The 20,054-nt window shown below is 74.2% G+C and carries 17 protein-coding genes; 1 reads left to right on the forward strand and 16 read right to left on the reverse strand.

Going from position 1 to position 20,054, the window contains the following annotated elements:
* Window positions 1–5: 5 nt before the first annotated feature.
* A complete protein-coding gene (locus tag ABZ490_RS02720; RefSeq protein WP_358983234.1) occupies window positions 6–1,052 on the reverse strand; it encodes a BadF/BadG/BcrA/BcrD ATPase family protein in 1,047 nt (348 codons plus the stop codon).
* An 8-nt stretch (window positions 1,053–1,060) separates the two neighbouring features.
* Here ABZ490_RS02720 and ABZ490_RS02725 point away from each other — a divergent pair, with 8 nt between their 5' ends.
* On the forward strand, window positions 1,061–2,374 hold the full coding sequence (locus tag ABZ490_RS02725) for a glycosyl hydrolase (protein WP_358983236.1): 1,314 nt from the start codon (window positions 1,061–1,063) through the stop codon (window positions 2,372–2,374).
* Between the two features lie 57 nt (window positions 2,375–2,431).
* On the opposite strand, the gene ABZ490_RS02730 is transcribed toward ABZ490_RS02725, so the two are convergent.
* The 15 genes from ABZ490_RS02730 to ABZ490_RS02800 all read right to left on the reverse strand — a co-directional run bounded on the left by ABZ490_RS02730 (window position 2,432) and on the right by ABZ490_RS02800 (window position 20,014).
* The gene (locus ABZ490_RS02730; RefSeq protein ID WP_358983238.1) at window positions 2,432–3,934 is read right to left on the reverse strand and encodes a glycoside hydrolase family 3 N-terminal domain-containing protein; all 1,503 of its coding nucleotides are present in this window, start codon (window positions 3,932–3,934) and stop codon (window positions 2,432–2,434) included.
* A 32-nt stretch (window positions 3,935–3,966) separates the two neighbouring features.
* A complete protein-coding gene (locus ABZ490_RS02735; protein ID WP_358983240.1) occupies window positions 3,967–4,797 on the reverse strand; it encodes an ABC transporter ATP-binding protein in 831 nt (276 codons plus the stop codon).
* The gene (locus ABZ490_RS02740) at window positions 4,794–5,759 is read right to left on the reverse strand and encodes an iron ABC transporter permease (protein ID WP_358983600.1); all 966 of its coding nucleotides are present in this window, start codon (window positions 5,757–5,759) and stop codon (window positions 4,794–4,796) included. The genes ABZ490_RS02735 and ABZ490_RS02740 overlap by 4 nt, the downstream gene beginning before the upstream one ends.
* Before the next feature lie 56 nt (window positions 5,760–5,815).
* A complete protein-coding gene (locus ABZ490_RS02745; protein WP_358983242.1) occupies window positions 5,816–6,859 on the reverse strand; it encodes an ABC transporter substrate-binding protein in 1,044 nt (347 codons plus the stop codon).
* A gap of 103 nt (window positions 6,860–6,962) precedes the next feature.
* The gene (locus tag ABZ490_RS02750; RefSeq protein WP_358983244.1) at window positions 6,963–11,864 is read right to left on the reverse strand and encodes an amino acid adenylation domain-containing protein; all 4,902 of its coding nucleotides are present in this window, start codon (window positions 11,862–11,864) and stop codon (window positions 6,963–6,965) included.
* Window positions 11,861–12,106, reverse strand: coding sequence for a phosphopantetheine-binding protein (locus ABZ490_RS02755; RefSeq protein WP_358983246.1), 246 nt, complete (start codon window positions 12,104–12,106; stop codon window positions 11,861–11,863). The genes ABZ490_RS02750 and ABZ490_RS02755 overlap by 4 nt, the downstream gene beginning before the upstream one ends.
* Before the next feature lie 38 nt (window positions 12,107–12,144).
* A complete protein-coding gene (locus tag ABZ490_RS02760) occupies window positions 12,145–13,662 on the reverse strand; it encodes a long-chain-fatty-acid--CoA ligase (RefSeq protein ID WP_358983248.1) in 1,518 nt (505 codons plus the stop codon).
* A gap of 17 nt (window positions 13,663–13,679) precedes the next feature.
* Complete coding sequence (locus ABZ490_RS02765) at window positions 13,680–14,180, reverse strand: FcoT family thioesterase (RefSeq protein ID WP_358983250.1); 501 nt, start codon at window positions 14,178–14,180, stop codon at window positions 13,680–13,682.
* The gene (locus ABZ490_RS02770; protein WP_358983252.1) at window positions 14,177–15,067 is read right to left on the reverse strand and encodes a TauD/TfdA family dioxygenase; all 891 of its coding nucleotides are present in this window, start codon (window positions 15,065–15,067) and stop codon (window positions 14,177–14,179) included. The genes ABZ490_RS02765 and ABZ490_RS02770 overlap by 4 nt, the downstream gene beginning before the upstream one ends.
* Before the next feature lie 22 nt (window positions 15,068–15,089).
* Window positions 15,090–15,332, reverse strand: a complete 243-nt coding sequence (locus ABZ490_RS02775) for an acyl carrier protein (protein WP_358983254.1) — start codon at window positions 15,330–15,332, stop codon at window positions 15,090–15,092.
* Complete coding sequence (locus ABZ490_RS02780; protein WP_358983256.1) at window positions 15,329–16,372, reverse strand: beta-ketoacyl-ACP synthase III; 1,044 nt, start codon at window positions 16,370–16,372, stop codon at window positions 15,329–15,331. The genes ABZ490_RS02775 and ABZ490_RS02780 overlap by 4 nt, the downstream gene beginning before the upstream one ends.
* An 85-nt stretch (window positions 16,373–16,457) precedes the next feature.
* Entirely contained in the window at window positions 16,458–17,813 is a 1,356-nt protein-coding gene (locus ABZ490_RS02785; protein WP_358983259.1) for an MFS transporter, read from the reverse strand.
* Between the two features lie 18 nt (window positions 17,814–17,831).
* Complete coding sequence (locus ABZ490_RS02790) at window positions 17,832–18,587, reverse strand: aspartyl/asparaginyl beta-hydroxylase domain-containing protein (RefSeq protein WP_358983602.1); 756 nt, start codon at window positions 18,585–18,587, stop codon at window positions 17,832–17,834.
* Between the two features lie 89 nt (window positions 18,588–18,676).
* Complete coding sequence (locus ABZ490_RS02795) at window positions 18,677–18,895, reverse strand: hypothetical protein (protein WP_358983261.1); 219 nt, start codon at window positions 18,893–18,895, stop codon at window positions 18,677–18,679.
* Window positions 18,896–19,003: 108 nt separating this feature from the next.
* Window positions 19,004–20,014 carry a LacI family DNA-binding transcriptional regulator gene (locus ABZ490_RS02800; protein WP_358983263.1) on the reverse strand — a complete coding sequence of 337 codons (1,011 nt, stop codon included), beginning with the start codon at window positions 20,012–20,014 and terminating at the stop codon, window positions 19,004–19,006.
* Window positions 20,015–20,054 lie beyond the last annotated feature (40 nt).

A 20,054-nucleotide genomic window follows, 5' to 3' on the forward strand; every position in this document is an offset into this window, starting at 1 on the left:
GTGCGTCAGGGTCTGGGGCCGGGGGCGGGGGCCGCGAGCCGGGCGAGGGCCACGGCGCCCGGGGAGCCGTCCGTCACGGGGGTGGGCGTGAGGCCGAGGGGGGCCAGGCCCTCGGTCAGGGGGAGGAGCAGGGGGCCGTCGGGGGCGAGCAGACCGCCGGTGACCACCAGGGGTTCGCCCGGGCGCGGCGCCAGCGCCGACACGGTCTCCGCCAGGCGTCGGGCGGCCTCCCGGAGGATCTCCGCGGCGACGGTGTCCTTCTCCTCCGCCGCCGCCACGACGAGGGGCGCGTGGTCGGCCAGCCGGACCGGCGACCGGTCCGTGAGGGCGGGCAGGAGATGGGCGCGGTAGGCGGTGCGCAGGGTGGCGCTCCAGCGGGCGGTGTCCGTGACGCCGTACCCCTGGGGAGGCAGGACGCCGGGGGGCAGTCCGAGTTCCCGGCCGACCGCGCGCACCAGGGCCGTGGGGGCGCCCCGGCCGTCGGCCGCGCGCAGGGCGGCCCGGACGGCGGCGCGGCCGATCCAGAAGCCGCTGCCGTCGTCGCCGAGGAGCCAGCCGTCGCCGCCGGAGGTCGCGGCCGGTACCCGTGCGGTGATCCGGGCTGCCACCGCGCCGGTGCCGGCGACGAGGACGAGACCGTCGGCGGGGTGGCCGGGGGCGGCGGCGAACGTGGTCTCGATGTCGCTGTGGACGTCGACGGTGGCGGCGGTGACGCCCAGTCGGGCCAGCGCGGTGGACAGGGCCGTGCGGGCCCGCACCCGGCCGGGTTCGTCGGAGCCCTGGCCCTGGTGGCCGGCCCCGGCGAAGCCGCCCGCGACCGCCGCGACCCGGCCGCGCAGGGGCTCGGGGACCGCGCCGGCGAGGGCCTCGGTGAGATGGTCGGCGAGGTCCGGGCCGGGCACGGTCAGCGCGTTGCCGGGCCCGGACGCGCCCTCGCCCCGGGTGCGGCCGTCGCCCAGCTCCGCGAGGACGGCGCGGGTCCGGGTGCCGCCGGCGTCGAGGCCGACCACGAAGGCCTGCCCACCCTTGGCCTGGTTCAAATCACTATTCATTGCTCCCCATGGTGGTTGATACATTCGCCACTGACAAGGTTCGCCACCGACAAGGTCCGGCTGGTCCGGCTGGTCCGGCTCTCGAGGAGGACGTCATCGACACGCCCACGCTTCGCTTCGGGGTCAACTACACCCCACGCCGGGGCTGGTTCCACGCCTGGCACGACTTCGACCCCGGGCTCGCCCGTGAGGACCTGGCGCAGATCGCCGGGCTGGGCCTGGACCACGTCCGCGTGTTCCACCTGTGGCCCCTCCTCCAGCCCAACCGCACCCTGGTCCGCCCGTCGGCCGTGGACCAGCTCGTGCGGCTGGTGGACCTGGCGGCCGAGTGCGGGCTGGACGTCCTCGTGGACGGCGTCCAGGGCCATCTGTCGAGCTTCGACTTCTATCCGGAGTGGACGCGCAGCTGGCACCACCGCAATGTGTTCACCGACCCCGGGGCCGTCGAGGCCCAGGCCCTGGTGCTGCGCACCCTGGGCCGTGCCCTGTCCGGCCATCCGCGGCTGATCGGGCTCCAGCTCGGCAACGAGCTGAACAACCTCGTCGAGCACAACCCGGTGACCCCGGCCGAGGTGGACCGCTACCTGGACACCCTGCTGGCCGCCGCGCGGGACGGGCTGGGCGCGGGCGGGGGGCTGGTCACGCACTCGGCGTACGACGCCGCCTGGTACGGCGACGACCACCCCTTCACCCCGCAGGCCTCGGCCCGCAAGGGCGATCTGACGACCGTCCACCCCTGGGTGTTCTCCGCCGACTGTGCGCGCCGCTACGGCCCGCGCTCGCCGCAGGTGCACCACCTCGCCGAGTACGGCACGGAACTCGCGGCGGCCTACGCCACCGACCCGCTCCGGCCGGTCTGGGTCCAGGAGACGGGCGCCCCCGAGCCCCACGTCCCGGCGGCGGACGCCCCGGAGTTCGCCCGCGCGACCCTGCGCAACGCGGCCGGCTGCGCGCGGCTGTGGGGGGTCACCTGGTGGTGCTCGCACGATGTCGACCGCGCCTTGGCCGACTTCCCCGAACTGGAGTACACCCTCGGCCTGTTCGACTCGATGGGCCGCCCGAAGCCGATCGCGGAGGCGCTGGCCGCGACGGTGGCCGAGCTGCGGACCGCCCGGGCACCGGCCCCGCCGCGCACCCGGGCCCTGGTCCTGGACTGCACCGCGTCCACCCGTTCGGTCTCCGGTCCGGGCGGGGCCTTCTTCGAGACGTGGATGCGGCGGCGCGAGGAGGGCGGGCGTCCGGCGGTGGTCCTGGCGGAACGGGCCGAGGACGAGGCGTACCTGGCGGCGCGGGGGATCACGGAGACGATCGCCGCGACGTGAGCGGGGACGGGCGCTCCGGGGCCGGCCGGGACTCCGGCCCCGGACCACGTCCGCGGGTCAGTCCGACCGCCCCGTCAGCACCTCCGCGACCGCGCGCAGATTGACCCGCCCCCGGCCGTACGCGCACACCGCACCGCCCGGCTCCGGCAACCCGGTGGAGACGAGCAGCGCGTCGGGCCGTACGGCCGTCAGCGCGTCCCTCACCCGCGCCTGCCAGGGATACAGCCCGGCGTCGCAGGTGGCGACGGCCAGGGGCCGGCCGTCCGCCCCGCGCAGCGCCTCCGCCACGACCGACGCGACGGTCCGGGCGCCCTCCGGCTCCCCGGCGACGACCGTCCCGGTGGCCTCGGGGTCGACGGCTCGCACCTCGGTCAGCAGATCCTCGCCGCCCCAGTTGAGGGCGGGGTGCGGGGCCGGGAAGAGGTCGACGACATGGGCACCCGGCACCGCCGCCGGCAGCGGCCCGCCCCCGCGCACGGCCCGCCGCGCCGCGGTGAGCCCTGCACCGCCGTCCCACGCGGCCACCGCCTCCGGCCGCGGCGGCACTGCGTACCGCCGCGCCAGCCGTCGTACCCGCTCCGCGGCCTCGGTGACCCGCCCCTCGGCCAGCTCGCCCGTCCGCAGGGCGTCGAGCACGGCGTCCCGGCAGGCGAGGGTGACCTCCAGGTCGGGTACGGCGACGATGACCTGGTCCGCTCCGGCGGCGAGCGCGAGACGCGCGCCGGCCGCCTCGCCGTAGCGGTCGGCGATGGCCTTCATCTCCAGCGCGTCGCTCACCAGGACGCCCTCGAAGCCGAGTTCGCCGCGCAGCAGGTCGCGGAGAATGCGCGGGCTGAGGGTGGCGGGGCGCTCGGGGTCGAGGGCGGGGAAGACCACGTGGGCGCTCATCAGCAGGGGCACGCCCGCGTCGACGGCGGCCCGGAAGGGGGCGAGGTCGAGCCGGTCGTACGGCCGCGGGTCGACGGCGAGTTCGTGGTGGCTGTCGGTGACGGTGCCGCCGTGCCCGGGGAAGTGCTTGGCGCAGCTCGCCACGCCACGGGCCTCGGTGGCCGCGATCCAGGCCCGCAGCTGCCGGGAGACCAGCTCCGGGTCACCGCCGAAGGCGCGGGTGCGCACGATCGGGTTCGCGGAGCGGCTCTGGACGTCGGCGACGGGGGCGTAGGAGGCGGTGATGCCGAGCGTGAGCAGATGTCCGGCGAGCGCGTCGGCGCACGCGGCCGTCAGGGCGGGGTCGTCGACGACCCCCAGCGCCCAGGATCCCGGCACCTCGGGCGCCCCCGCCGCCATCAGGTGCCCGATCCCCCCGCCCTCGTTGTCGATGCCGACGACCAGATCGGGCCGCAACGCCCGCAGGGTGTCGGTGAGGTGGCGCACCTGCTCGGCGTCGCGGACGTTGCGCGTGAAGAGGATGACTCCCCCCAGCCCGCGGTCGATCAGCCGCTTCAGCGGGTCGGGAACACCGGTCGTCCCGTCGAACCCCGCGACCAGACAGCGGTGCGCCGCCTCGTCGAGGGCGGCGGGGAGTGCCGGGCCGGGGGCCCGGGAGGCGGAGGGCTTCACCCTCGGAATCCTCTGGCTGAACGAGCCGAAAGTCAACATCTACTTGAATTGTTCAACCCGGGGCGAGTCGCCGTTTGCCCCTCCCTCCCGTCCCCGGCGAGCGGCTGGGCCGCGTAGGTGATGCGGATGACGCCGTCGGGATGCCGTTCCGTGGTGCCGCGGACGCCGAAGACGTCCTGGAGGACGTCCGGGGTCAGGACCTCCAGGACGGGGCCCGCGGCCACCACCTCGCCCCGGTGCAGCACGACGAGCCGGTCGCAGAGGCGGGCGGCCAGGTCGAGGTCGTGCAGGACGGCGAGGGTGGTGATGCCGGTGCCGCGGATGAGGTCCAGCAGTTCGAAGCGGGCCCGGATGTCGAGGTGGTTGGTGAGTTCGTCCAGGACGAGGAGGCGGGGGCGCTGGGCGAGGGCGCGGGCCAGCAGGACGCGCTGGCGCTCGCCCCCGGACAGGGTGGCGTGGGCGCGGTGGGCGAAGGGGGTGACCCCGCAGCGGGCGACCGCGTCGGCCACCGCCTCGCGGTCCTCCGCCCCGTCGCGGCCCAGCAGCCCGTGGTGGGGGGTGCGGCCGAGGGCGACGATCTCGGTGACGCTGAGCCCCGTGGTGGCCCCCGCGTCCTGGAGGACGGCCGCGGTACGGCGGGCGGCGGTCCGCGCGGACAGCTCCCACACGTCGTCGCCGCCCACCCGGACCACCCCGCCCCCGGGGCGCAGCGAGCGGTAGACCGTGCGCAGCAGGGTGGACTTGCCGCTGCCGTTGGGGCCGACGAGTCCGACGACGTCGCCCTTCTCCGCCTCCAGGGTGACCTCGCGCAGGATCGGCTTGCCGTCCAGGGTGACGCGGAGGTGATCGACCGTCAGTCTCATGCGGAGTCCATGCCTTTGTCGCGGCGCAGCAGCCACAGGAAGAAGGGGGCGCCGAGCAGCGCGGTGAGGATGCCCAGCGGCAGTTCGTTGGGGCGGTTGACCGTGCGGGAGAGCAGGTCCACGACCACCAGGTAGACCGCGCCGAGGAGGGCGGTGAGCGGCAGGAGTCTGCGGTGGTCGGCGCCGGTCGTGAGGCGGACCAGGTGGGGGATCATCAGGCCGACGAACCCGATGCCGCCCGCGACGGCGATGACGGTGCCGGTGAGCAGCGCGCTGATCACCAGCAGGGCGGTGCGCAGCCGGTCGACGTCCACGCCGAGCGCGGTGGCGGACTCGTCGCCGGCGAGCAGGGCGTTGAGCCGTCGCCCGAACAGGGTCAGCAGCACGGTGCTGGTGAGGACGACCACCGTGACGGTGGGCAGCCGGCTCCACTGCGCGCCCGCGACACTGCCCAGCATCCAGAACATCACCGTCCGCAACTCGGTGGGGGTCGCGAGGAGTTGGACGAAGCTGGTCACGGACAGCAGGACGTATCCGACGGCGACCCCGGCGAGCACCAGCCGGGTCGGGGCCAGGCGCCCGGCCCGCTGTCCCAGGGTGAAGACCAGCGCCCCGGCCGCGAGGGCGCCGACGAACGCCGCGCCCGAGACGCCGAGTCCGCCGAGGGCGGCCCCGCCGAGGGTGATGACCAGCACGGCGCCCAGCGAGGCGCCGTAGGAGAAGCCGAGCACGACCGGGTCGGCGAGCGGGTTGGAGACAAGGGTCTGCAGGACGGCCCCGGTGACCGCGAGGCCCGCGCCGACGAGCGCCGCGAGGGCGACCCGGGGGGCGCGGAAGGCCCAGACGATCTGGTCCAGGGCCGGGTCCCCGGTGGCGCCCCGGCCGGTGACGTGGTGCAGCAGGATCCGCCAGACGTCGGCCACCGGGACGGTCACCGCGCCGATGCTCACCGCCACCACCATGACGGCGGCCAGCACCACCAGCAGCCCGGCCACCGCGACGGGCAGCCGCAGCCGGCTCAGAACCGGTCCGGGTGCAGCATCTCGGCGATCTTCGTCACGGCGAGGTCGTTGCTCGGGCCGAGGTACATCGAGTCCGACAGCGCCACGTACGTCTTGTTCTTCGCGGCCGGCCACTGGGGGAACTCCTTCAGCAGTTTCTCGGCGTACGCCGCCGGGTCGGGGTCGTTGTAGCCGATGACGACGAGCGCGTCGACGTCCGTGGCGGCCACCTTCTCCTTGCTCAGGTCGGCGAAGGAGGTCTCGGAAGCGGAGGCGAAGACGTTGCTGCCGCCGGCCTCGGCGAGGATGTCGTTGTAGATGCCCTTGGCGACGACCGAGCTGAAGTCGTTGCCGCCCATGGCCATGTTGGAGAACAGCACCATGACCTCGGGCCGCTTCTCGCCCTTCATCTTGGCCGAGACGGCCGCGATGCTCTTCTCGGAGGCGGCGATCAGTTTCTCCGCCTTCTCACCGACGCCGAAGATCCTGCCCATGTCGCGCAGCAGTTGATAGCTGTCGGCGATGGTCATCTTCGAGGTGTCCTGGTCGCAGCCCTGCGGGGAGACGTAGGAGTGGGCGCCGACCTGCTCGAGCTGCTCCCGGGTCGCGAACCCGTTCTTCTCGTCGAAGCCGTACGACGTGGTGGACAGCACCAGGTCCGGGCGCAGCCCGATCATCGCCTCGCGCGGGATGTCGTAGGCGTCGTTGAGTGTCACGTCACCGGTGGGCAGGGCCTTGATCGCGGCGGCGCGGCCGGCCACCTCGGACATGCCGTAGGTCTGCTGGTTGGCGACGATCCGGTCCCCGAGGCCGAGGGCGAGCAGGGTGGAGACCTCGGCGACCGAGGCGCCGTTCATGACGACGACCCGGTCGGGGGCCTCGGTGAACTTCTCCGACACCCCGCAGTTCTTCAGGGTCACCGGGTAGCCCGACTTGGCGGCGACGGCGGACGCCTCGTCGCCGGAGGCGCCGCCGGGGCCGGTCGAGGAGCCGGCGCAGGCCGTGGTGACCAGACAGAGGGCGGCGGCCAGGGCGACGGCGGCCGGCCGTTTCTTGGACATGCGGATGCTCCTTGGTTCGGGGTGCTGGAGGTTCCGGGGGGGATGCCGGGGTGCTGTCCCAGTAGTCGGAAGCCGGGGCCGATGAGTTCCCGGGGGTTCCCAACTACCTTGTGAATGTCGAGAGTTGTGGATTGCGGCCGGTCGGCTCGGGGAGCAGTCCGGCCGTCACGAGACGGTCCAGGTAGCGGAAGACGAGCGCGCGGTCTACGGGCGGGAACGCGATACCGCTGTCGCGCAGCCCGGCCACGACGTGGTCGCAGCGGATCCGTCCCAGCCGTAGGTCGGTGCCGCCGCCCGAGGCGTCGAGCGAGTCGAAGAAGGCGAGGGTGGTCGCCGCGACGCCGGACGCGGGCGGGAGCAGGGAGCGCCACTCGGCGAGGGACACCCGCCGCAGGGCGTAGCCGTACTCCCCCAGCCAGTCGTGGAGGTCGCGCAGCCGTACCGGGGCGCCCGCGGTGTGGTGGTAGACGGCCGGCGCTCCCCGGTGCCGCAGGGCGAGGTGGACGAGGGCCCTGGCGACCTGGTCGACCGGGGTCCAGGTCTCCTCCTCGAAGAGGTCGGGGACGACCCCGGCGGGGATCCCGGCGCGCAGCACGCTCCACAGGAAGTCGCGCTCGTCGACGTATCCGGTGGTGCGCGGTCCGACGACCCGGCCGAGCCGGTGCACGGTGACCGGCAGCCCGCGCTCGGCCGCCTGTTCCAACAGCCGCTCCGCCGCCCACTTGGACTGCTGGTAGCCGTGGCGCAGTCCCGCGTGGGGCGCGAGGAACGCCTCCGGCACTTCGGGCGCGAGGCCGAGCGGGGGTGCGACGGAGAGGGTCGACACGAAGTGCAGGGGGACCGAGCGGGGGGCCGTCAGCCGCAGCAGTTCCCTGGTCGAGCCGGTGTTGGCGGCGCGCAGGGTGGTGTACTCGCGCAGGACACTGACCGCCGCCGCGCAGTGGAGGACCGCGCCGCAGGTCTCGGCCAGTCCGGCGAACTGCTCGTCGTCCAGGCCGAGTCGGGGGCGGCTCAGGTCGGCCGGGAGGGCGGTGACCCGGGCCCGCTCGGGGAGGCGGATGCGGTGGGTGCGCAGGGCCTCGTCGAGACGGGCGCCGGCTTCGGCGGGGCCCGGCGCGCGCACGGTGCAGACGATCTCCGCGTCGGTGCGCGCGACGAGTTCGGCCAGCAGGTGGACGCCGACGAAACCGGTCGCGCCGGTGAGCAGGATCCGGTCGGGGGCGCCGGCCGCCCGGGGGCCGAGGCCGGGGCGGATGTCCGGGTCGAGGACGGTGTCGGCGAGCAGGGCCGCCGGGAGGGCGCCGGCCGCGGACGGCGGTGGCCGGCGTTCCAGGCGGTCCGCGAGTGCGGCCGGGGTGGGGTGCTGGAACAGCCAGCCGACCTTGACCTCCCGGCCCAGGGCGGCGCCGAGCCGGTTGGCGGCCTGGATGGCCTGGAGCGACTGGGCACCCAGGTCGAACACGTCGTCCGCCGGGGAGACGGCGGCTGCGCCGAGCACCTCACGCCAGACACCTGCGACGACCTCGGCGAGGACCTCGGCCGGGGTGCGGGAGGGGTCGGCGGGCGTTCGGGAGGGGTCGGCGGGCGTTCGGGAGGGCTCGGCGGGCGTTCGGGCGGGCTCGGCGGGCGTTCGGGCGGGGGCAGCGGGCGCGCCGAACAAGTCGGCCGGCGCCCCGGACGGATCGGCGGGCCGACCGGACGGATCGGCCAGCGTGCCGGACGGGTCGGCGGGCGGACCGGACGCGCGTGCGGGCAGACCGGACGCCTCGGCAAGCACGCCGGACGGATCGGCAGGCGCGCCGAACAAGTCGGCCGACGCCCCGGACGAATCGGCCGGCGGACCGGACGCCTCGGCAAGCACGCCGGACGGATCGGCAGGCGCGCCGAACAAGTCGGCCGACGCCCCGGACGAATCGGCGGGCCGACCGGACGGATCGGCCAGCGTGCCGGACGGGTCGGCGGGCGGACCGGACGGGTCGGCGGGCGGACCGGACGGGTCGGCGAGCATGCCGGACCGGTCGGCCGGCGTCCCGGACGGGTCGGCGAGCATGCCGGACCGGTCAGCCGGCGTCCCGGACGGGTCGGCGAGCATGCCGGACCGGTCGGCCGGCGTCCCGGACGGGTCGGCGAGCATGCCGGACCGGTCGGCCGGCGTGGCGGACGGATCGGCGGGTCGACCGGACGTGCGGGCGGGCGCGCCTGACGCGTCGGCAAGCGCGCCGGACGCCTCGGTGGGCTCCGTGCGCGTTTCGGTGAGTGCCCTGCGGTCGGTCTTCCCCGTGCCCGTCCTGGGCAGGGCGTCCAGGAACGTGATCGCCGAGGGGACCGTCGCCGCGGGCAGCGCCGCACGCAGGCGCTCCCTGAGCAGGGCGGGGGCCGGGGCGGGTCCGTCCGGGACCACATGGGCGGCCAGTCGCCGCGTGCCGTCCGGGAGCACCTGTCCCACGACGGCCGCGTCCCGGATGCCCGGGAGGGCGAGGAGGGCGGACTCGACCTCGGCCGGGTGCACCCGATGTCCGCTGATCTTGAACTCGGTGTCCGTGCGGCCCAGATGACGCAGTTGCCCGTCGTCGCCGACGCGGGCCAGATCGCCGGTGCGGTAGGCGCGCGGCGCTCCCGGGAGCGCGGTGAGCGGTGCGAAGCGGGAGGCGTCGGGGTGGTCGCCGCGGTAGCCGCGGGCCAAATTGTCGCCGAGGAGGTGGAGTTCGCCGTCCACCACCGCCGCGCGGGTACCGGGCAGCGGCCGTCCGATGGGGACGTCCCCGGGGGCGAGGGCGGGGTCGTGGAGGTCGGCGACCGTGGCGACCACGGTGGCCTCCGTCGGGCCGTAGGTGTTGAGCAGCCGGACCGCCGTGCCGACCGTCCCGCGCCAGCGGTCGACCCGCTCGGGCAGGGCGGGCTCGCCGCCGATGACGACGGTGTGCACCCCGGCGGGGAACGCGGCCGCGCCGGCCGAGACGGCGTAGGCGAGTTCGTGCCAGTAGGCCGTGGGCAGGTCGAGGAAGCTGATCCGCAGCCGGGCGCAGGCCGCCAGGAAGCCGGGGACCGAGTCGGTCATGTCGTCGGTGCGGACGACCAGGGTGGCGCCCGCGCACAGCGTGAGGAAGATTTCCTCGACGCTGGTGTCGAAGTGCAGCGGGGCGAACTGCAGGACGCGGTCGGCGGACCGGAGGCCGTAGCGGGGTGTCGCCCCGGCGACGAACCGGGCGAGCGCGCGGTGGCCGATCTCCACGCCCTTGGGGCGGCCGGTGGAGCCCGAGGTGTGCAGGACGTAGGCGAGGCCGTCCGCGGCGGGTCCGGCGGTGCCGGGCTCCGACGGGGAGAGACCCGTGTCGGTCAGGACGAGCCGGGGCCGGGCCCGCGCCAGGAGGTCCGCCAGGCGGGCCGGGGGTGCCGTCGGGTCGAGGGGGCAGTACGCGGCCCCGGAGAGCAGGACGCCGAGGAGCGCGGTGATCGCGTCGATGCCACGCGGCAGGACGACGGCCACCAGGTCCCCGGCGCCCACGCCCCGATCGGCCAGCCGGCGCGCCACGTCCGCCGCCTCGCGCAGGAGTTCCGCGTACGTCACCTCGCGGCCCCCGTGCTCGACGGCGACCGCTCCGCCCTCGCGCCGGGCCCGCTCGGCGATCAGGTCGAGGACCGGGCGCGCCGGGCCGGGCAGCGGACCGCCGTCCAGGACGGGCACCGGCGCGGCGACGGCACGAGGGGTGGGCGGTCGGTCGGTGAGTGCCCCGTCGGGGTCGGCGACGGCCCGGTCCAGCAGGTCGAGCAGCCCGTCGCGGAACGCGGTGACGTCGGCCTCGGTGTAGAGGCCGGGATGGGCGTCCACGGCGAGGCGCAGGCCCGCGCCCTCGGACCGGTCGTAGACGTTGACGGAGAGGTCGTCGACGGGCCCGGCGGACACGTTGTGCACGGTGCTGCGGTGCCCGGCGAACCGCAGGTCGTAGGCGAAGGGCATGATGTTGACGCCGGGGCCGGACAGCCGGCGCTGTCCGCCGACGAGCCGGAGGTCGCGCCGCAGCCGTTCGTAGCGGTAGCGCTGGTGCGGCAGGGCGGCGCGGAGTTCGCGGGAGATCCGGCCGGCGAGGTCGCGCGGGCTGTCCCGGTCCATGACGGGGACGCGCAGGGGCAGGATGTTGCGGACCATGCAGGGGACGCGCAGGGAGACCGAGCCGAGGCGGCCCATCGCCGGGAGGCTGAGGACGATCTCCGGTGCGCCGGTGGCGCGGTGCAGCCGGGCGGCGGTCACCGCGAGCAGGATCTCGGACCAGGTGACCTCCAGTTCCCGGGCTGCCGCGCGCAGGGCCTCCGTCCGCTCCGCGCCGAGGTCGGCGGTGCGCCGGTGGAAGGTGGGTGCGGGCAGGGCCGTACGGCCGGCGGGGGTCGCGACGGGGGGCCGGTCGGCGAACCGGCCGGTCCAGTAGGCGCGGTCGCGGGCGAAGGCCGCCGACTCCCGGTAGGCGCGTTCCTCCTCGCGGACCGAGGCCAGGGTGCCGAAGCCGCTGTCCCCCACCGGCGCGCCCGTCGCCAGGGCCGTGTAGACCTCGGCGACGCGGCGGGCGACCAGGGACAGGCCGTAGCCGTCGAGGGCGATGTGGTGGACGCGGTGGTACCAGAGGTACTCCTCGCGCGCGATCCGCAGCAGGGCGTGGCCGAAGAGCGGGCCGCGGGCGAGGTCGACGGGGCGGGCGAGGTCCTGCCGCATCCGGGCCAGGGCCGCCGCGTGGGGGTGGGGTGCGGTGGTGAGGTCGGCCGCGTGGAGCCGCCAGCCGTCGGCCGGGGCGGGGCTCTCCCAGGGGCGGCCCCGGGCGTCCGTGCCGTAGACGACGTTCAGGGCCTCGGTCTCGGCGACGACGTGGTGCAGGGCCGCGTCGAAGGCGGCGGTGTCCACCGGGCCGTACAGGTGGAGGTACTCGGCGGTGTTGTAGGCGGGGCTGTCGGGGTCGAGCCGCTGGCCGGTCCAGACGGCCTCCTGGGCGGCCGGCAGCGGGCGGCGCACGGTCATGGGGTGTCCCCTCGCCGTGCCGTGAGCAGCTGCCACCACTGGGCGAAGGAGGTGCGCTCGGCGAGTTCGACGAAGGTGATCTCCACGCCGGTCGCGCGCCAGCGCTCCATGAGGGTGGTGATGCGCAGGGAGTCCAGCCCGGCGTCGAGGGGGTTCTGGTCGAGGTCGACGTCGTCGGGGCTCTGGTACAGGTACTCCGCGAGATCGGCGCGGAAGCCGTCCAGGGTGAGGGGAGCAGGCATGTCGTTCTCTCTCCGTGTTCTCTCTCCGGGTGGGCCGGTCAGTTGACCTTGCGGGCGGAGTCGTCCCAGAAGCGGTCGCGCAGGGCGCGGCGCAGGATCTTCCCGCTGGGGTTGCGGGGTACGCGGTCGATGAACTCGTAGCGCGCGGGCAGCTTGAAGCCCGCCAGCCTCGGGACCAGGTAGGTGTGCAACTCCCTTGGTGTGGGCGGATGTTCGGGGTCGGGTACGACGAAGGCGTGCACGTACTCGCCCCAGCGCTCGTCGGGTGCGCCGACGACGACGGCCTCGACGACCCCGGGATGGCCCTCCAGGGCGTTCTCGATCTCGGCCGGGTAGACGTTCTCCCCGGCGACGAGGACGGCGTCCTTGATGCGGTCGCGGATGACGACATGACCGTCCTCGTCGAGGTGGCCGGCGTCCCCGGTGTGGATCCAGCCGTCGACGAGGGTCTCGGCGGTGCGGTCCGGCAGTCCCCAGTACCCGAGCATCCTGGCCGGGGTGTGCAGACAGACCTCCCCCACCGCGCCCGGCGGGAGCTCGCGTCCCTCGCCGTCGATCACCTTGACGCGCACGCCCGGGTACGGCCGTCCCGCCGCCTGCATCAGCGGCCCGCCCGGGACATGCGCGGCCGGGGGCAGGCAGACGGCGGTGTTGCCGGTCTCGGTGAGGCCGTAGATCTGGGCGAACTCGCAGTCCAGGACGGCGAGGCTCTCCTCCAGCAGGGCCTCGGAGATCGGGGAGCCGCCGTAGACGGTCTTGCGCAGGGTGGTGAAGTCCGCGGTGCGCACACCGGGTTCGGTGAGCATCATGCGGAGCATGGCGGGCACCACACAGGCGGTGGTGACGCCGAGGTCGCGGATGAGGTCCACGGCCCGGCGGGCGTCGAAGGCGCGCATCGCGACGACCGTCGTCCCGGCGTCGAGGTTCTGCGTGGCCCACCACAGCCCGCCGATGTGGAAGCCGGGGATGCCGATCAGCGCGATGTCGCCGTCCCGCCAGTCGATCCAGTCCAGGCCCGCGTCCGCCAGGGCGTCACGGATCGCGAAGAAGCTGCGGTGGGCGAGGACCACGCCCTTGGGCAGCCCGGTGGTGCCGCTGGTGTAGAGCTGGGCGACGGGGGTGTCCGGGGTGGCCTCGTCCTCCGGTTCCTCGGCGGGATGCCGCCCGCGCCACCGCTCGAACTCACCCAGGAGTACGACCGTTTCGGGTGCCGTCTCCACGGCGGCTGAGAACTCCTCCTCCAGGAACAGCAGCCGGGTGCCGGAGTCCTGGAGGATGTGGCTCACCTCGGGTGCGGTGAGCCGCCAGTTGACGGGGACTAGGACCGTGCCGCTCTTGGCGCAGCCGAAGAGGATCTCGTAGTAGTGCTCGGACTCCTTGCCGAGGTAGGCCACCCGGTCGCCGGGGACGAGTCCGGCGGCGCGGATCGCCTGGGCGACGCGGTTGCTCCCCTCGTGCAGTTGTCCGTAGGTCAGGGTGCGGTCCTCGCAGTGGATCGCGGGGGTGGCGGGCCGGAGCCGGGCGTGCCGTCCGGTGGTCCGGGAGAGTGTCCGCATGAGGGTCCCTTCGCCGGTCAGAGGAGGTTGACGAAGGCGAGGGTCGCCTCGCCGTCGCAGCGGCCGTCACCGGCGTCCCGGTAGCGGAAGGCGGTCTCGGCGTGCAGGAAGGGCGGGCCGCCGCCGGGGCTGCGCCGGGTGACGGAAAGCAGTTCCATCTCGCCCGAGAAGGACCGCGGATCGACGGGCCGCCGGAAGGCGGACGAGAAACGCGCGATGAGAATGTCCGGCAGCTGGTGCTTGAAGAAGTCGTCCAGTGTCCAGCCGGCGAAACCCGGAACCAGCCCGTCCCGCACGGACCTGGCGACGAGGTAATACATCATCTGGTTGTAGCAGATGTTCACCTCGACGGAATTCAGATGGCCGGTGTCGTCGATGTAGCAGGACTCGGATATCGCGAAATCGCCGTGGACGGCGCTCGGTCCGTCGTCCCGCACGGTCACGTCCGCGGACCGCAGATAGCGGCAGTGGGCCTTGTAGGGCGCCAGCACCCGGGCGAGCAGGGCCTCGTCGGTCATGCCGCCCCCATCCCGTCGTGCAGCCTGCGCTCGTCGTGCACGGTGACGCGGTGGGAGACGGTCGGCTCGGGGGTGGTGGTGTGCCGGGCGCGGTGGACGAGACTGCGGTTGTCCCAGACCAGCAGATCACCCTGCTCGAAGCTCTGGAGGTGGATGCCGGGGTGCGCGAAGGTCTCGTCCAGCTGGCCGGTGGCCTCGAACAGCCGCTTGAGCAGCTCCTCGTCGAGCGGTGCGCCGTCCTCGTCCTCGATGCCGACGGTGAAGCCCTCACTGACGTAGAGGACCGGCTCCCCGGTCATGGGGTGGGTGAAGACGGTCGGCTGGACGACGGCCGGCGTCTTGCGCTCGACCTCGTCGAGGATCTCGGACAGGGGCCGGTAGACGTCGTGCGGCCGGATCTTGAAGTACTTGCGCACGGAATGCCGGCACCGCGTTCCGGAGATCTCCTTCTTCAGGTCGTCGGGCAGTTCCCGGTAGGCCTTTCCCATGTCGATGAAATAGGTACCGCGGTTCCTCGTCGGAACGACCTGGGGGTGGATGAGGGTGATACCGAAGGGGTCCGGCATGAACTGGTAGTCGGCGTGCCAGAATTTCCCGGTCTTCGGAACGCCGATCTGCCGTCCGTTCTCGGGGACGTTGGAGGAGACGAATATCTCCGGGACCTCCGGGTGCCGGTACATCGGCTCGTAGTACGTCTCCGGACGGCCCAGCCGCCGGCCGAGCGCGAGGAAATCCCGGGGGGTGAGGTCCTGGTTCCTCAGGACGGCGATCTTCTTCGTGTAGACGGTGTGCTTCAGGGCGGCGAGGTCGGCGTCCGAGGCCGTGCGGTGGTCGAAGTCCTCGACGGTCGCGCCGATCACGCCGCCGGGCCGGTCCTTGATCTGCATCTGTGGGTTTCCTTCCGTGGGGTCAGACGGTGGTGGCTCGGCGGGAGTCGACGAGGGCGGCGAGCCCGCCGAGGGTGAGGTCGGGCCGGAGTTCGTCGTCGCCGACGTCCACCCCGAGGTCGCGTTCGACGCGGATGCCGATCTCGACCGTGGTCAGCGAGTCGACGTCCAGCTCGCCGAGCGTCGCCTCGGGCCGGACGAGGGCGGGCGCGACGTCGTGCAGCGCGGTGAGGAGGGCGACGAGTCGCGCATAGGTGTCGGTCATGGTGTGATCCGTTCCGGTCGGGGGAGTTCGGGCCAGGTCAGGAGGCAGGAGCCCCAGGTGAGGCCGCCTCCGAAGGCGGTGAGCAGCAGGCGGTGGCCGGGCCGGAGCGTCCCGGCGCGGGCCGCGTCGGCGAGGGCCAGCGGGATGGACGCGGCGCCCGTGTTGCCGACGGACTCGACGTGCGTGACGCACCGCTCGCGGGGCAGGGCGAGCGCGTCCGCCACCGAGTGCAGGATCCGCAGATTGGCCTGGTGCGGTACGAAGTGGTCCACGTCGTCGGCCGTCCAGCCGGCCCCGGACAGCGTGGCCCGCGCCGACGCGGCCATACGGGTCACCGCGTGCCGGTAGACCTCCCGGCCCCGCATGGCGAAGTGCCGCTCCTCGCGGCCGGGTTCACCGGGCCGGGAGCGCTGCCGTGAGCCGCCGGCGGCGACCGTGATCAGGTCCTCGTGGGTGCCGTCGCTGCCGAGGTCGAAGTGGCCGACCGCGCCGGGCTCGTCGGGCCGTCCCGCGCGCAGGACGACGGCTCCGGCGCCGTCGCCGAAGATGATCGCGTTGGCCCGGTCCAGCGGGTCCACGATCGTGGAGTAGGTGTCCGCGCCGATGAGCAGCACCCGTTCGGCGACCCCGGCCGCGATCAGTCCGGCGGCGGAGGCGAGCCCGTAGACGAAGCCGGTGCACACCGCGCCCACGTCGAACGCGGCCGCTCCGGACTGGCCGAGCCGGGCGGCGACCGCGGGCGCGGTGGCGGGGCATGGGCGGTCCGGGGTCGTCGTGGCCACCAGCACGGCGTCGACCCGGTCCGCGCCGGCCGAGGCCAGCGCCCGGCGGCCGGCCTCGACGGCCAGGTCGGAGGTCGCCTGCCCGGGCTCGACGACGTACCGCCGGCGGATCCCGGTCCGGGTGCGGATCCAGGTGTCGTCGGTGTCGAGCCGCCGGGCGAGGTGCGCGTTGGTCACCGCACGGGCGGGCAGCCGCCCGCCGAGCCCGCACAGCACGGCGGCCACGGGCGCGGAAGGGCCGGCGGAGGTGGGGAACATGAGGGCTCCAGGGCATGACGGAGGACGGCCGGGCGGGCCGGACATGAGGGCAGGTGGAGGTGAGAGGTGGTGAGGAGGGATGGGGTTACGGACGCGTGGTGCCGCGGCGGGCGAGCAGCGCCAGTGCGCCGCAGCCGATACCGGCCGCCGTGGCGAGGACGGCCGTACGGATGCCGTCGAGCAGTGCGGGACCGGAGGCGTTCTGCCCGACGCCCCCGGCGAGGGCGACCAGGACGGCGAGGCCGACCGCGCCGCCCACCTGAAGGGTGGTCGAGGCCAGGCCGGAGGCGATGCCCTGGTCCCCCGGGGCCACCCCGGCGGACGCGGTGATCCACATCCCCGTCCAGGCAGCGCCCTGCCCGAGGCTCAGCAGCACGATCCCCGGCAGGAGTCCGGCGTACGAGCCGTCGGGGGTGAGCGCCAGAGCCAGGGCTGCCGCTCCGGCGGCGCCCAGCAGCAGGCCGCCCACCAGCATCCGGTGCACGCCCACGACGGCGACGGCGCGTTCACCGGCCCGCGTGCCGGCGGCGACCAGCACGGCCGGCACGAGGAACGCCAGGCCGGTGGCGACCGCGCTGTAGCCGTGGACGGTCCGGAAGTACAGCGTGAGGAAGTACGGCACCGAACTGAACGTCGCGTTGAACAGGGCCGTCACCCCCATCGCCACGACCAGACCGCGCCGGGCGAACAGCCGCACCGGTACGAGCGGGTCGCGGGAGCGCCGCTCCACGACGACGAAGAGGGCCAGCAGTCCGGCGGACAGCGCGGCGCTCGTCAGGACGGCCGGGGTGCCCCAGCCCTGGGCCGGGGCCCGCACCAGCAGGAACACCAGCAGGGTGACCCCGCCCGTCGCGGTCGGGGCGCCCGCCAGGTCGAAGCGGCGTGCGCGGTCGCGCGGCCCGTCGGCGGGGAAGAGGCACCGGCCGGCCACGGCGAGGGCGCCCGCCACGGGCACGTTGACGAAGAACACGGACGGCCAGCCGGACACCTCCAGCAGGACCCCGCCCAGCAGGGACCCCAGGCAGAGCCCGCCGGCCCCGGCCGCGCCCCACACCGCGAGGGCCCGGTTCCGGGCCGGTCCCTCCTCGTACAGGGTGTTGATCAGGGACAGCGTCGCCGGGAACAGCAGGGCTCCGCCGACGCCCTGGACCGCCCGCACCGCGACCAGCACACCGGGGGTCCCGGCCAGGCCGCCGACCAGGGACGAGCCCGCGTAGAGCAGGGTCGCGAGGACGAACATCCGGCGGCGGCCCAGCAGGTCCGCGGCCCGTCCGCCCAGCAGCAGGAAGCCGCCGCCGGCCACGACGTAGGCGCTGACCACCCACTGGAGGTCGTGGTCGTCGAACCCCAGCCCGGCGCCGATGTCGGGCAGGGCCACGTAGACGATGTTGTAGTCGAGCGAGATGACGAGCTGGGCCAGCGCCAGCACGAGCAGAGCCATGGTCCGTCGCCCCCGCCGTCAGCTCTCCCCCAGCAGACGGCGGATCTCCGTGAACAGCGCGGTCAGCGCGCGCCGCTCCGGGACCGTCGTCTCGGGGTGCCAGAGGTCGAGGAGCAGACAGGTCCTCGGGCGGGTGCCCTCGTTGCGTGCCTCGTGCTCGAAGGAGTAGTCGAAGAGCAGGCACCTCCCCTCCTCCCAGGATCGGGTCTCCCCCGCCACCGTGAGGCGGCAGCCGTCCGGGATGTCCACGGCGAGATGCAGGTTGATGCTGAAGTTCCACAGGTCGCAGTGCGGGGCGATGACCGCGCCCGGCAGCAGGGTGGAGAAGTGGCATTCGAGGAGCGGGCAGATCTTCTCCGTCTCCACGGCGGTCTCCCTGACCACCCGGTGGGCGGTGGGGGCGAGCGCCGCGGACTCCTCGACGAGCGCGCCGTCGCGGAAGAGGTGGAGGGCCTGCCAGTCCTCCTGCCGGGTCAGATAGTGCGCGTAGTCCGAGAACGCCGCACGGTGCCCCGCCCAGGCGGCGTCCAGCTCCCGCTTGATCGCCTGATGGCCCGCCTCCAACGCGTGGACGACCGGCGCGAGTTCGGCGTGGGCGTACGGGTCGTGCCAGGGCGTGGGCGAGAGTCCCGGCAGGATCCACTTGGCCGCCTTCTGCGCCGGGTGCCGGTCCTTCCCGCCGCCCGGCTCCAGCATGCGTTCGACCCGCGCGAGCGATGCGGCGCCGAACTCGGCGCGGATCGCCTCGAAGACGGTCTCTGTCTCTGGTGTCACGAACCAGTAGTCGGTCGCGGACACCGTCGAGTTCCCGACTTCTTCGCGTCAATTTCCTTGCAGGGAAGGGGAGTTGGAACTGTGGACCATCAGTGGCCCATGCCGTCCGTCCCTTCCATCCCTTCCATGCCGTCCATCCCGTCCGTGCTGCCCATGTCTCCCGTCTCCGAGGACGCGGTCGGCACGGGCGTCGCGGGCGCGTCGGGCCTCAGTGCGGAACCGGTGGCGTACGACACCGTGAACACCAGCGCGAGCAGCAGCGCGAAGCCGCAGACAACGGGCAGGGGGGACTTCCAGGACTGGTCCATCAACCGTCGCTCCAGGTCGGCTCGCACGGCGTCACCGGGTCGCGCCGCACCGATGCAGTAGTCGGAGCGGCCGGGGGCCGGGTTCCCGGAGCGGCCGTGTGGTGCGCGTCACTGTCCGCTCTGCGCGGGGGGCGCGGTCGTCCCCCGTACCTCCAGGGCCGGCGGCGACAGGACGGTCCGCTTCGGGCGGGCCGGGTTCTCGATGCGGTCGAGGAGGTGCTGGGCGGCGACCCGGCCGACGTCGTGGCTCGCGTTGTCCACCGTGGTGAGCCAGAGGTGGCGCAGCCGGGCGAGGGAGGTGTTGTCGTAGCCGACGAGGGAGAGGTCCCGGGGAACCTGGAGGCCCGACTCCTCGGCCGCCGACAGGGCGCCCACGCAGGCGATGTCGTTGAAGGCGAAGACGGCGGTCGGCCGCTCGGGGGCGCTGAGCAGCCGGACCATGGCCCGGTAGCCGCCCTCCTCGGTCAGGTCGCCCTGCTCGACCGTCGCGTCGGCGGCGAGCCCGTGCTCGTCCATGACCGTCTCGAAGCTGCGCCGGCGCAGGGTGCCGACGACGCCCTGTCCCGCGATGTGGGCGATACGGCGGTGGCCGAGGGCGATGAGGTGCTCGGTGGCCAGCCGCGCGCCGTGCTCGTCGTCGTTGGCGACGACGTCGACGCGGGGCAGATCCGGCTCGCGGGCGCCCGCCACCACGGTGGGGATGTGGGTGGCGGCGGAGCGCAGCGCCTCGGAGGGGGGCAGGGTACCGACGGCGATGAGTCCGTCGACCCGCAGTTCGGTGAAGGTGCGGGTGAGGTCCTCGCCGAGGCGGCGGCTGAGGTGGCCGTCGGCGAGCAGCATGCGCAGCCCGTTGTCGTGGAGGCGGGAGTTCAGACCGTCCAGCAGTTCCACGAACCAGGGGTTGCGCATGTCGTTCAGCAGGACGCCGACCGAGCGGGTGCGGCGCTCGCTCAGACTGCGCGCGGCGGCGTTGGGCCGGTAGCCGAGTTCCTCGACGGCGGTCAGCACGGCCTGCCGCTTCTCGGGGCGGACCTGTTCGGAGCCGCGCAGAACGAGGGAGACCAGGGACTTCGACACACCGGCGCGTTCGGCCACGTCACGGATCGTCGGAGGTCTCATGGCCTGGACCGTTCCACAGGGTGACCGGCTTGTCAAAGGG

Source organism: Streptomyces sp. NPDC005811, from assembly GCF_040630405.1.
In the GTDB taxonomy this organism is placed as follows: Bacteria; Actinomycetota; Actinomycetes; order Streptomycetales; family Streptomycetaceae; genus Streptomyces.